Origin of the sequence: Janthinobacterium agaricidamnosum NBRC 102515 = DSM 9628, from assembly GCF_000723165.1 — a bacterium.
In the GTDB taxonomy this organism is placed as follows: Bacteria; Pseudomonadota; Gammaproteobacteria; order Burkholderiales; family Burkholderiaceae_D; genus Janthinobacterium; species Janthinobacterium agaricidamnosum.
In genome coordinates this window covers 2,127,171-2,139,979 of record NZ_HG322949.1, presented here as the reverse complement: position 1 = coordinate 2,139,979, position 12,809 = coordinate 2,127,171, and the positions used below count along the sequence as shown (strand labels likewise).

Below are 12,809 nucleotides of genomic sequence, written 5' to 3'. Positions count from 1 at the left end.
GCCAGAAGAGGGCGTATTCATCTACTGGGATAGGCTCTAAGTAGCAGCGACGTGGGTCGATCCGACCCACGTCAAGCGTTTACACGCCGCTGACGTCCAGTTCCGCGCCAGTGGCTTGCTGCACTTGCTCCCTGGTCACGCCAGGCGCCAGTTCCACCAGCTTCAAGCCCTGGTCGGTGACCTCGATCACGCCCAGGTCGCTGATGATCACGTCCACCACGCCGACGCCAGTCAGCGGCAAGTCGCACTTTTTCAGCAATTTGTGCGACGTCGTGCCGTCTTTCGCGGTGGCGACGTGTTCCATCAGCACCACTACCCGCTTGACGCCGGCCACCAGGTCCATCGCGCCGCCCATGCCCTTGACCATCTTGCCTGGAATCATCCAGTTGGCCAGGTCGCCTTTTTCCGACACTTGCATCGCGCCGAGGATGGCCAGGTTGATCTTGCCGCCCCGAATCATGCCGAAAGAATCGGCCGAACTGAAATAGGACGCGCCCGGCAAGGCCGTCACGGTTTGCTTGCCGGCGTTGATCACGTCGGCGTCCACTTCCGTATCGGTCGGGAATGGGCCGATGCCCAGCAAGCCGTTTTCGGATTGCAGGAAAACCTCGATGTTTTCCGGTACATAATTCGCCACCAGCGTCGGCAAGCCGATCCCCAGGTTCACATAAAAGCCGTCTTGCAGCTCTTTTGCCGCGCGCGCGGCCATTTCATCACGTGTCCATGCCATCATAATCTCCGTATTCTTTTATCTGAATCAGTCGGCGCGCACCGTGCGCTGCTCGATGCGTTTTTCCGGGCTGGCGTTGACCACGATGCGGTGCACGAAAATGCTCGGGGTGTGCACGTCGTCCGGATCGATCTCACCGATGTCGACCAGCTTTTCCACTTCGACGATGGTAATCTTGCCTGCCATCGCCACGTTGGGATTGAAATTGCGCGCGGTCTTGCGATAAACCAAGTTACCGGCGCGGTCGGCCATGTAGGCTTTCACCAGCGACACATCGGATACCAGGCTGCGTTCCATCACATATTGTTCGCCGTCGAATTCGCGCACTTCCTTGCCGTCCGCGACAATCGTGCCGACGCCGGTCCTGGTGAAGAAAGCCGGGATGCCGGCGCCGCCGGCGCGCAGCTTTTCCGCCAGCGTGCCTTGCGGCGTGAATTCCAGTTCCAGTTCGCCGGCCAGGTACTGGCGCGCGAATTCCTTGTTTTCACCCACGTAGGAGGCGATCATTTTCTTGATCTGGCGCGTGGTCAGCAGTTGACCCAGGCCAAAACCGTCGACGCCGGCATTATTGGAAATCGCGGTCAGATTGGTCACGCCGGAATCGCGCAGGGCGGCGATCAGGGCTTCCGGTATGCCGCACAGGCCGAAGCCGCCGACGGCAATGGTTTGACCGTCTTTGACGATGCCGGCCAACGCCGAAGCGGCGTCAGGATAAACTTTATTCATACGTGTCCCTTCTTGTTTTGTTAAGCTGTGTCGCGTGGCGCATGGATGCGCCCGGCAAGTCAGCATAAAATACGGCAAGCGAAAGTACAATACCGTAGAACTACCTGTGCCGCCGCAGGAAGTTCCCCACGAACCACGCCGATCAACTCTTTTTATAACAGATAAAAATCGCCCCGCATGAATCTGCCGCAAGCCATCGATTACGAGAGCATTTTTCTGCACGCACCGGTCGGCATGTGCATCTCGGAAAACCGCATCATCCATGGCTGCAATGAAGCGCTGGCGGCGATGTTCGGTTATGCGCGCGGCGACCTGGTCGGCCTGTCGTTCCAGATACTGTACCCTACGCTGGACGAATTCCTGCGCACGGGCGACCGCATCATTCCGATCATGAATGCCAAGGGACGTTATTCGGACGAACGCATCATGCGCCGTTCCAATGGGGAATTATTCTGGTGCCATGTCACCGGCCACGCGATGAAGCCGCAAGCGCCGCTCGGGCCGGGCATCTGGACCTTCGAGGACGTCAGCGAAAAACGCCCGGTGACGGCGGAATTGACGCCGCGCGAACGCGAAATCGCCGCGCTGTTAGTGGAGGGCAAGACCAGCAAGCTGATCGCGCGCCAGATCGACCTCAGTCCGCGCACCGTCGAAATGCACCGCGCCAAGCTGATGCGCAAGTTCGCGGCGGCGACCTCGTCGGAACTGGTGCATAAATTGGTGGGATTGCAGTTGCCGCGCTGAGTCGAACCGCCAATCCCGCCAAGCGGCCGCTGCTGAACGTTGTGTCAGACGCTCTTGTTGACTTCTTTTTGACCTGCATCAAAAAGAAGTCATGCCCCCATCGGCTGAAATGATGGCGCCGTTGATGAAGTGCGAATCTTCGCCAGCCAGCAGCAACAGCAGGCCATCCAGGTCTTCCGGCTTGCCGGGACGTTTATTGGGCAGCATTTCGATCAATTTCTTGCCTTGTTCGGTGGCGAAATAATCTTCATTGATTTCGGTCGAAATATAACCCGGGCAAATCGCATTGGTATTGATGCCGTACTTGCCCCACTCCACCGCCATGGCGCGGGTCATGTGCACGATGCCGGCCTTGCTCATGCAATACACGCCGATTTGCGGCATCACATGCAAGCCGGCCATCGATGCGATGTTGATGATGCGGTGCTGCTTTTTCGGGTCGCCCTTGGCGCGCGCAATCATGCGCTTGGCGGTTTGCTGGGCGACGAAGAACGATCCGCGCAAATTGGTGTCCATCACGAAGGAGTAGTCTTCCGGCGTGACGTCGACCAGGCGCTGGGTAGTCGAGACGCCTGAATTGTTGACCAGGATATCGATCGGTCCCGCTTCCGTTTCGGCATGCGCGATGGCCGACTTGATGCTGGCGTAATCGGTGACGTCGAGCGCCACCACGTGCGCGGCGCCGCCATCGGCTTCGATTTCGGCGCGCAACTCCTTCAGCCGCTCGGTACGGCGCGACGCCAGCACCACTTGCGCGCCGGCCTGGGCCAGCACTTTGGCGAAACGGGCGCCGAGTCCGCTGGACGCGCCGGTGATCAGGGCGATCTTGCCCTCAAAGTTGACTTCTATGCCCACGAGCTACTCCCTGTATTTGTTTTTGATAAGTTACTGCGCAGCACGCGGCACGATGGCAAGCCGCCGTTATTCGCCGCGCGCGAAAGTAGTCGCCATGATTACACAAATTATCAGGATTAGATTGCAGCGTCTAATAATGTCACGCAAAATGGCGCGAAAGTTGCAATTCGCGCCAAAAACAAGCACACTCGTGCTTAAATTTCCCCATTCACCATAATTCGAATCCGAGACCATGACACAGCCCACTAATATTGTTGAACAATACGGCCCGCGCGACACGATGGAGTATGACGTCGTCATCGTCGGCGGCGGCCCCGCTGGCTTGTCTGCGGCAATCAAACTGAAACAGCTGGCCGCCGACAAGGGCCAGGAAGTGTCCGTCTGCGTACTGGAAAAAGGCGGCGAACTGGGCGCCCACATCCTGTCCGGCGCCATCATGGACCCGAAGGCGCTGACCGAACTGATCCCCAACTGGAAAGAACTGGGCGCACCGCTGAACACCGAAGTGAGCGAAGACCGCATCCTGTTCCTGACCGAAACCAAGGCCCTCAAGACGCCGAACTTCGCGGTGCCGGCCTGTTTTGAAAACCATGGCAATTACATCGTGTCGCTGGGCAATGTCGTGCGCTGGCTGGGCCAGCAAGCCGAGGCGCTGGGCGTCGAAATCTTCCCGGGCTTCCCGGCCGCGGAAATCCTGTACCACGAGAATGGCTCGGTCAAGGGCGTGGCAACCGGCAATATGGGCGTCAAGCGCGATGGCCAGCCTGGTGCGGATTTCCAGCTGGGCATGGAATTGCACGCCAAGTACACCCTGTTCGCCGAAGGCGCGCGCGGCCACCTCGGCAAGCAATTAATGGCCAAGTACGACTTGAACAAGGGTAAGGACCCGCAATCGTACGGCATCGGCATCAAGGAATTGTGGGAAATCGACCCGGCCCGGCACCAGCCGGGCCTGGTGATCCACTCGACCGGCTGGCCGCTGGATGCGAAAACCTATGGCGGATCGTTCCTGTACCACATGGAAAACAACCAGGTGATGGTCGGCTACGTGGTCGGCTTGAATTATGAAAACCCATATCTGTCGCCGTACGAAGAATTCCAGCGCTATAAAACCCATCCGGCGATCCGCACTTTCTTCGAAGGCGGCAAGCGGATTTCGTATGGCGCGCGGGCGATCACCGCCGGCGGCCTGCAATCGTTGCCGAAACTGGTATTCCCGGGCGGCGCGCTGATCGGCTGCGACGCCGGCTTCCTGAACATGAGCCGCATCAAGGGCAGCCACGCGGCGATCAAGTCCGGCATGCTGGCGGCGCAAGCGGCCTTCGACGCGCTCGGCGAACAGCGCCAGCACGACGAGTTGAGCGCCTATCCGACGGCGTTCGCAGCGTCCTGGCTGCACGAGGAATTGCATGTCGCGCGCAACGTCAAGCCATGGCTGTCGAAAGGCTTGTACCTGGGCAGCCTGATGACCGGCATCGACCAGATCGTGTTCCGCGGCAAGGCGCCCTGGACCTTGCACCACAGCCACGGCGACCATGAATGCCTGAAGCCGGCCGCGCAATCGACGCCGATCGTGTATCCGAAACCGGATGGCAAGCTGACTTTCGACAAGATGTCGTCGGTGTTCATCTCCAACACCAACCACGCCGAAGACCAGCCTATCCACCTGACCCTGAAAAACGCCAGCGTGCCGGTCGACGTCAACCTGTCGACCTATGCCGGCCCGGAAGCGCGTTACTGTCCGGCCGGGGTGTATGAATTCATCAAGGCCGACGACGGTGCCGACCGCCTGCAAATCAATGCGCAAAACTGCGTGCACTGTAAAACCTGCGATATCAAGGATCCGACCCAGAATATCGTCTGGGTCACGCCGGAAGGCGGCGGCGGACCGAACTATCCGAATATGTAAGCGGTTTTAAGGCAACACAAAAGTAACGCCAAAGTGACACCAGGCAGCGGCGCGGCGCCTTCGGGACCGCGCCGCTGTCATTTGCCCGGCAAGGACAAGGCCTGGGCAAGCGCGCTGGCGCAACAATTATTTGTCGCGTCACAAGCATTCAAAAGAATTGCTGTCGGAAAGTTTCTATTATTCAAGTCCAACAGTTACAATTCCTGTTGGCAAACATTTCCATGCATTTATTCCATGAGCGCTACCGTCTCCCCAGCCTTGCCCCTCGATGCAGCATTAGAACAGGCGATCGCCGAACATCAGGCCGGCCGCTATCAGCAAGCCGAGGAACTGTATCTGGGCATCCTGGAGGCGCAGCCGTTTCACGCAATTGCCAACCACAACCTGGGTTTGCTGGCCGGCCAGCTTGGCCAATACCAAGCCGGCCTGCCCTATCTGCACAAGGCGCTGTCGGTCAATCCCGACGAGGGCCAGTTCTGGCTGTCCTACGCCACGGGTTTGCTGAAAGCCGGCCAGCCGGCCGAGGCGCTCGACATCGTCAGCACCGCGATCGCGCGCGGGCTCGACAATCCGGCCTCGCAAGCGTTGCGGCTGGAAGCGCAGCAGGCGGCCGATGCCGCGGCCGATGCGCCCAGCCAGCAAGACATCGATGAAATCGTCGGCCTGTACCATGCCGGCCAGTATCCACAAATGGAAAACGCCACGCGCCGCCTGCTGGAAGCCTATCCGGAATCGGCGTTTGGCTGGAGCGTGCTGGGGACTGCCTTGCAAGTGCAAGGCAAGGATGCGCTGCAAGCATTGCAAAAGACGGTAGCGCTGGCGCCGCATGACGCCGAAGCGCACGGCAACCTGGGCAACGCCTGGCAAGCCGCCGGCCAGTTCGACGCGGCGATCGACTGTTATTTGCGGGCGCTGGAAATCCAGCCCGATTTTGCCGAAGCGCACAGCAACCTGGGCGGCGCGCTGCTGGCGCAAGGCCGTTTGCAGGACGCCGCCGAAAGCTACCGGCGCGCGTTGCAGGTCCGGCCGGATTATGCGCTGGCCCATTTCAACCTGGGTAATACACTGAAGGAACTGCAACAATTCGACGCCGCTGCCGGCAGCTACCGCAGCGCGCTGCTGCTGTTGCCCGACGATGCGGAAATTCATTGCAACCTGGGCAATACACTGCAAGCGATGCAAGATTACCCGGCGGCCCTCGACAGCTACCGCCGCGCGCTGGAACTCGATCCGGCCTATGTGGCGGCGCACAGCAATAGCGGCGCCGCGTTGCACCAGCTAAAACGCCACGCCGAGGCCGAGGCCAGCTATCGCCACGCCTTGCGCCTGGCGCCGCGCGACGCCAACGCCAACAATGGATTGGGACAATGCCTGCAAGCGCTGGACCGCTTCGACGACGCCGTGCAAGCCTACCGCAGCGCCATCGTATGGCAATCGCAGCATGTCGCGGCGCGCAGCAATCTGGGGCAAGTGCTGTACCTGCTGGAGCGCAAAGAGGAAGCGATCGCCAGCTATCGCGAAGTGCTGCGCTTGCAACCCGACAGCGCCGATGCCCACAGCCAGCTGGCGCTGGCGCTGGCCGGCAACGAGCAGCCGGAACTGGCGCATCCGCTCTATCTGCGCGCGGTCGAACTGGCGCCGGACTCGGCCAAGGCGCTGGTCAACCTGGGCGACTTCCTGAAAACCTCGCAACGCTACGATGAAGCGATCGCGTCATACCGGCGCGCGCTGCTGATCGATGCGGCCGATGCGGCCGTGCATCACAGTATCGGCCTGGCCTTGCAAGCAGACAATCAGTTCGACGCGGCCATCGCCGCCTACACGCAGGCGCTGGAGATCGATCCCGGACTGGCGATTGCCCATAGCAATATCGGTTCGGCACAACAAGCGCAAAAGCTGCTGGAAGCGGCCCGTCTGAGCTATATGCGGGCGCTGGAGCTGGAAGCGCGCTTCCCCGCCGCGCATTTCAATCTCGGCACCTGCCTGTCGGAACTCGGCCAGCCGGAAGCGGCCATCGACAGCTACTTGCGGGCGCTGGACATCGAACCGGCCTACCGCGAAGCGCATGTCAATCTGGGCGCCGTACTGAGCAATATGGGACGGATCGATGACGCGATCCAGCGCTGCCGCCTGGCGCTGGACATCAATCCCGGCTGGGAAGACGTGCACAGCAACCTGCTGTTCTTGCTGGCCCATAGCGCCGGACAGGAACCGGCGGCGCTGTTCGCCGAACACCGGCGGTATGCGGAGCGCTTCGAAACGCCGCACATCGCCAGCTGGCCCGCGCACCCGAATCCGCGCGACCCGCAGCGCCAGCTGCGCATCGGCTTTATCTCGGCCGACTTCAACAACCATGCGGTGGCCCACTTCATCACGCCGGTACTCGACAACCTGGTCAAATCGCCGGACCTGAGCCTGTACGCCTACTATAACAACCAGCGCAACGACCATATCACGGCGCGGCTGCGCGAACTGATGCCGCAGTGGCGTCAGATCGACAAGCTGTCGAACCAGCAGGCGGCGCGGCAAATCAGCGACGACGGCATCGATATCCTGATCGACCTGTCCGGCCACACCGGTGGCAACCGCATGACGCTGCTGGCGCGCAAGCCGGCGCCGCTGCAAGCGAGCTGGATCGGCTATCCGCTGACGACCGGCTTGCAGGCAGTCGACTATTACCTGACCGACCGGCACTTTTCCCCGCCCGGCCTGCTGGACGAGCAGTTCAGCGAAAAACTGCTGAGTTTGCCAGCCTGCGCGCCATTCCTGCCGTCGCATGAAGCACCGACGATGAGCCCGGCGCCGGCGCTCCAGAATGGCTATCTGACGTTCGGCAGCTTCAACCGGGCCAATAAGCTGAGCCGCGCCGTCATCGCACGCTGGTCGACATTGCTGCGCGCGGTGCCGGATGCGCGCATGTTCCTGGCCGCCATGCCGTCCGAGCGCATCAGCGACACGCTGCGCGGCTGGTTTGCCGAGGAAGGCGTGGCCGCCGAGCGGCTCACTTTCCAGTTGCGCACCGATAACCGCACCTACCTGGAATTGCACCGCCATGTCGATGTCTGCCTCGACACTTTCCCGTACACCGGCGGCACCACCAGTTTCCATGCCTTGTGGATGGGCGTGCCGACGCTGACCGTGGCCGGTCCGACGTTGCCGAGCCGGGCTGGCGCGTCGATCCTCGAACACACCGGACTGGAAGCATTCGCGGCCCGGGATGAAGACGATTTTGTGCGCAAGGGAAAGTTTGTGGCTGACAATATCATGTTCCTCGCGACATTGCGTTTGACCATGCGGCAACGCCTGGAAGCATCCGCGATGGGCCAGCCGGCGCTGATCGCCGCCGGCCTGGAAAGCGGCTTGCGCAGCATGTGGCAACGCTGGTGCGCCGGCTTGCCGGCGGCGCCGTTCGAAGCGCTGGCCGGCCAGGAAACAGCATGAGCCCGACCAAGCCCACCTACGTCACCCAGCCGCTGCTGCCCGACTTGCAGGATTTCATCCCCTATCTGGAAACGATTTGGGAAAACAAGATCCTGACCAATGGCGGCCCGTTCCACCAGCAGCTGGAGCAGGCGCTGTGCGCATACCTGGGCGTCAAGCATATCTGCCTGTTCAGCAACGGCACGCTGGCGCTGATGACGGCGCTGCAAGCGCTGCGCATCAACGGCGAAGTGATCACCACGCCGTACTCGTTTGTCGCGACCGCCCATTCGCTGCTGTGGAATAACATCAAGCCGGTCTTCGCCGATATCGATCCGCACACGCTGAACCTGGACCCGGCCCGCATCGAGGCCGCCATCACGCCGCACACCACGGCGATCATGCCGGTGCATTGTTATGGCCAGCCCTGCGATGTCGAAGCGATCGAAAAAATCGCCGACAACTATGGCTTGAAAGTGATCTATGACGCGGCGCATGCGTTCGGCGTGCGCCACCAGGGCGGCAGCGTGCTCAATTACGGCGACTTGTCGGTGCTCAGCTTTCATGCCACCAAGATTTTCAATACCTTCGAAGGCGGCGCCATCATTTGTCCCGACGCCAAGACCAAGCAGCGCATCGACCATTTGAAGAATTTCGGCTTTGTCGATGAAGTGACGGTGGTGGCGGCCGGCATCAACGGCAAGATGAGCGAAATCAACGCCGCGTTCGGCTTGCTGCAATTAAAAGGCATCGATGCGGCACGCCAGCGGCGCAGCGCCATCGATGCGCGCTACCGGCAGCAGCTGGCGCTCGTGCCGGGCATCGATTGCCTGCGCCCGGCCAGCGAGGAACAAGCCAACCACGCCTATTTCCCTATCCTGGTGCGGCCCGGCTACGGCATCAGCCGCGATGCGCTGTACCAGCATTTGCGCGAGCACAATATTTATGCGCGGCGCTATTTCTATCCGCTCATCAGCGATTTCCCGATGTACCGCGGCATGCCGTCGGCGGCGCATGACAACCTGCCGGTGGCGCGGCTGGCGGCGCAGCAAGTGATTTGCCTGCCGATCTATCCGGCGCTGGAATTCGACAAGGTCGACCAGATCGCCGCCCTGATCGCCGCCGCGCCACCGGCGCTCACTCCCGCCAGCCTGGCGGCGGCCGCGGTCTGACACTGTCTTGATACCCGTTTTTGATACCGATCACCATGCAAATTACGACAGAAAACGATTACACAGGCGTCGCCGCCAATCATCCGCTGGCCGGACAATTCACCATCATGATGTACGCGGGCGGCGAACACAGCGCCATTCCGCACAACTTCTTCCGTGACTGGCTCGACCAGGAAGCGCGCCACGGCACCTTCCACATCGGCCGCTGTTCCGGGTTCGGGGTCGGTTCGCTGGCCAAGTACGATGCCGGCAAACAGAACTTGCAGGTCGGCAGTTTTGTGTCGGGTGGCTTGCGGCTGCGTTTTTTACTCAACGGACAACATGAAACACACACCATCTCGACCTGCATGTTCAGCGTGCACGGTATCGGCCTGGAAAACGTGGCGCCGCCGCAATACGGCGACTCCATCATCAAGAACGATGTGTGGATCGGCGATGAAGTGATGATGCTGGGCGGCGGCATCATTGAAAACGGCTGCATCATCGGCGCCCGCTCGCTGCTGCCGCCGAATTTCCGCTCTGAACCTTATGGCATCTATGCCGGCTCGCCGGCGCGCCTGATACGCTACCGTTTTTCGGAAAAGGTGCGCGCCGCGCTGCTGGAACTGGCGTGGTGGGAAATGCCGGTGGGCTGGATACGCGAAAACAATATCTTCTTTTTGGAAGACATGAGCAACGACGAAGACCGCGCGCTGATGATTATCGACATACTGCGCGCCAGCCGCCAAAAATGGCAGGCGGAACATCCGCCGGCCGCCTGACACCACACCACCGCCCTGCCCGATGCCAACCTACGCCCACCTCAGCGCCATTGCCTGCCACTTGCCCAGCGCCACGCTGGACAACCATCAGCTGGCGCGCGCCTTCAGCGACTGGAGCGCGCAGAAAATCGCCGACAAGACCGGCATCGTGCAGCGCCATATCGCGGCGGCCGATGAAACCGCCGCCGACCTGGCCTGTCACGCGGCGCACAAACTGTTCGATGCCGGCCAGGCGCGGCGCGGCGACATCGATTTCCTGATCCTGTGCACCCAGACGCCCGACTACCTGCTGCCGACCAGCGCCTGCATCCTGCAGCACCGGCTCGGCTTGCCGACTTCCTGCGGCGCGCTGGACATCAATCTCGGCTGTTCAGGCTATGTGTACGGGCTGGCGATGGCCAAGGGCCTGATCGAGGCCGGCATCCGCAGGAATGTGCTGCTGCTGACCGCCGACACCTATAGCAAATTGATCAACCCGCTGGACCGCAGCGTGCGCACGCTGTTCGGCGACGGCGCCGCCGCCACGCTGGTGTCGGCCGCGGCCGCACCGGACCCCCATGGATCGGCCGCGCTGGGGCCGTTCGTGCTGGGCAGCGACGGTTCCGGCGCGAACCACCTGATGGTGCCGGCCGGCGGCATGCGCACCGCGCGCAGTGCCGCCACCGCGGTCGACAGCATCGATGCGTCCGGCAACCTGCGCAGCCTGAACGATTTATTCATGGACGGCGCCGAAATCATGCAATTCACATTGTCGTCGGTACCCCGGGTGATGCGCGAATTGCTGGAAACGTCGGGCAAGACGCTGGACGATATCGACCATGTGATTTTTCACCAGGCCAACCAGTTCATGCTGGAAGCCTTGCGCAAGAAACTCAAGATTCCGGCGGAAAAATTCATCGTCGAACTCGACACGGTCGGCAACACGGTGTCGTCGACGATACCGATCGCGATTGACCGCGCGCGCGACAAGGGCCGCATCCGGCCGGGCGACACGGCGCTGCTGCTCGGTTTCGGCGTCGGCTACTCGTGGGGCGGCACGCTGGCCACACTGTTTTAAGCGCGTCCGACAAAACGCCCAGGGCGGCGTGGCATTGTCTTGCCGTAGTTTCCTACTGTCTGCGACAATGCGCCTTGTCCTGAACGTTTTGTCAGATGCCATATATCATTTGATTGCATCGCTATCTTCAACCAAGGAACCATCATGCAAGAATTTTTCGACGGCCTGGCCGAGATCCTGGAAATCGACGTGGCGCAAGTGGCGCCGGCCCTGAAACTGGCCGATTACGCCTGGGATTCGCTGGCCATCATTTCCACCATCGCGCTGGCAGACGACGTATTCGATCAAATGCTCGACGGCAAAGCGCTGGCCGCTTGCCAGAGCGTGGCCGATATCGTCGCGCTGATCGAGCCGGTCAAGCAGGCTTGAACATGGCCGGTGCGCGCCTGGCATCCGGCTTGCCATTCAAAATCGCCAACCTGGCCGTGCGCGGACTGGTGTGCGCGCTGCCGCGCACAGAAATCGACAATGCCAGCTTGCACGACAAATTCGGCGCCGACGGCGTGGCCGATGTGTGCAAGATGATCGGCGTCGACACCCGGCGCCGCGCCGTGCCGGAGCAAACCAGCGCCGACCTGTGCCAGGCGGCGGCGCAAGACTTGCTCGAGGGATTGAAATGGACGGCGGACAGCGTCGACGCGCTGATCTTCATCTCGCAAACCCCCGACTACACGCTGCCGGCCACCGCCTGCGCGCTGCACGGCCGCCTCGGGCTGGATCCGGCCTGCGCCGCGTTCGACGTCAACCTCGGCTGTTCAGGTTACGCCTACGGCTTGTGGCTGGCCGCCAGGCTGCTCGACGGCCTGGCGGTGCGCCGCGTGCTGCTGCTGGTCGGCGACACCATCAGCAAGACCGTCGATCCGGACGACCGCGCCACCGCGCTGCTGTTCGGCGACGCCGGTTCGGCCACCGCGCTGGAATTCGACGACAACGCGGCGCCGGCCCACTTTATCCTCGGCACCGACGGCAGCGGCGAACGCCACCTGATGATGCCGGCCAGCGGCTACCGCCGCTACCTCGGCGACGATGCCCGCCTGGCGCAGCGCGATCCGGCCTGCCTGTACATGGATGGCGGCGAAATCTTCAACTTCACGCTGAAAAGCATACCGCCGCTGGTGCAGGACTTGCTGGCGCTGGCCGAACGGCCGCGCGAACAGGTCGATGCGTTCCTGTTTCACCAGGCCAATACTTTCATGCTGAAGCACATCATCAAGAAAGCAAAAATAGCGCCGGAGCGCGCACCGCTGAACATGGCGCGTTTCGGCAATACCTCGAGCGCCTCGATTCCGCTGCTGATCGCCGACCAGTTGCAGCATGGCGCGGCGCACGGCATGACGCTCGCCATGTTCGGCTTCGGCGTCGGTTATTCGTGGGCCGCCGCGCTGCTCGAACTGCCGCCGCTGGCCGTCAACCGCATCATCGAACTGTAGGAAAC

The 12,809-nt window shown here is 61.6% G+C and carries 11 protein-coding genes; 8 read left to right on the top strand and 3 right to left on the bottom strand.

Features of this window, described 5'->3' with window-relative positions; all coding sequences use genetic code 11:
• Nucleotides 1-79: 79 nt before the first annotated feature.
• Together GJA_RS09140 and GJA_RS09135 are read right to left on the bottom strand one after the other, a co-directional pair.
• Complete coding sequence (locus GJA_RS09140) at nucleotides 80-730, bottom strand: CoA transferase subunit B (RefSeq protein ID WP_038491232.1); 651 nt, start codon at nucleotides 728-730, stop codon at nucleotides 80-82.
• Between the two features lie 27 nt (nucleotides 731-757).
• Complete coding sequence (locus GJA_RS09135; RefSeq protein WP_038491229.1) at nucleotides 758-1,456, bottom strand: CoA transferase subunit A; 699 nt, start codon at nucleotides 1,454-1,456, stop codon at nucleotides 758-760.
• A 177-nt stretch (nucleotides 1,457-1,633) separates the two neighbouring features.
• On the opposite strand from GJA_RS09135, the gene GJA_RS09130 reads away from it, so the two are divergent.
• Nucleotides 1,634-2,200, top strand: coding sequence for a LuxR C-terminal-related transcriptional regulator (locus GJA_RS09130; RefSeq protein WP_038491225.1), 567 nt, complete (start codon nucleotides 1,634-1,636; stop codon nucleotides 2,198-2,200).
• Nucleotides 2,201-2,278: 78 nt separating this feature from the next.
• Here the strand turns inward: GJA_RS09130 and GJA_RS09125 are convergent, their stop codons facing one another.
• A complete protein-coding gene (locus GJA_RS09125; protein WP_038491221.1) occupies nucleotides 2,279-3,055 on the bottom strand; it encodes an SDR family oxidoreductase in 777 nt (258 codons plus the stop codon).
• A 232-nt stretch (nucleotides 3,056-3,287) separates the two neighbouring features.
• Here GJA_RS09125 and GJA_RS09120 point away from each other — a divergent pair, with 232 nt between their 5' ends.
• From GJA_RS09120 to GJA_RS09090, 7 genes are all read left to right on the top strand, one after another.
• On the top strand, nucleotides 3,288-4,964 hold the full coding sequence (locus GJA_RS09120) for an electron transfer flavoprotein-ubiquinone oxidoreductase (RefSeq protein WP_174525955.1): 1,677 nt from the start codon (nucleotides 3,288-3,290) through the stop codon (nucleotides 4,962-4,964).
• Between the two features lie 234 nt (nucleotides 4,965-5,198).
• The gene (locus GJA_RS26085) at nucleotides 5,199-8,405 is read left to right on the top strand and encodes a tetratricopeptide repeat protein (protein ID WP_081905306.1); all 3,207 of its coding nucleotides are present in this window, start codon (nucleotides 5,199-5,201) and stop codon (nucleotides 8,403-8,405) included.
• A complete protein-coding gene (gene vioA, locus GJA_RS09110; RefSeq protein ID WP_051780544.1) occupies nucleotides 8,402-9,556 on the top strand; it encodes a dTDP-4-amino-4,6-dideoxy-D-glucose aminotransferase VioA in 1,155 nt (384 codons plus the stop codon). Before GJA_RS26085 ends, vioA begins: the two co-directional genes overlap by 4 nt.
• A 35-nt stretch (nucleotides 9,557-9,591) precedes the next feature.
• The gene (locus GJA_RS09105) at nucleotides 9,592-10,317 is read left to right on the top strand and encodes an LbetaH domain-containing protein (protein WP_038499236.1); all 726 of its coding nucleotides are present in this window, start codon (nucleotides 9,592-9,594) and stop codon (nucleotides 10,315-10,317) included.
• Nucleotides 10,318-10,339: 22 nt separating this feature from the next.
• Nucleotides 10,340-11,374 carry a ketoacyl-ACP synthase III gene (locus tag GJA_RS09100; RefSeq protein WP_038491216.1) on the top strand — a complete coding sequence of 345 codons (1,035 nt, stop codon included), beginning with the start codon at nucleotides 10,340-10,342 and terminating at the stop codon, nucleotides 11,372-11,374.
• Nucleotides 11,375-11,518: 144 nt separating this feature from the next.
• Nucleotides 11,519-11,743 (top strand): phosphopantetheine-binding protein, encoded by a 225-nt coding sequence (locus GJA_RS09095; protein ID WP_038491213.1) that lies wholly within the window; start codon nucleotides 11,519-11,521, stop codon nucleotides 11,741-11,743.
• A 2-nt stretch (nucleotides 11,744-11,745) separates the two neighbouring features.
• The gene (locus tag GJA_RS09090; protein WP_051780541.1) at nucleotides 11,746-12,804 is read left to right on the top strand and encodes a 3-oxoacyl-ACP synthase III family protein; all 1,059 of its coding nucleotides are present in this window, start codon (nucleotides 11,746-11,748) and stop codon (nucleotides 12,802-12,804) included.
• Nucleotides 12,805-12,809 lie beyond the last annotated feature (5 nt).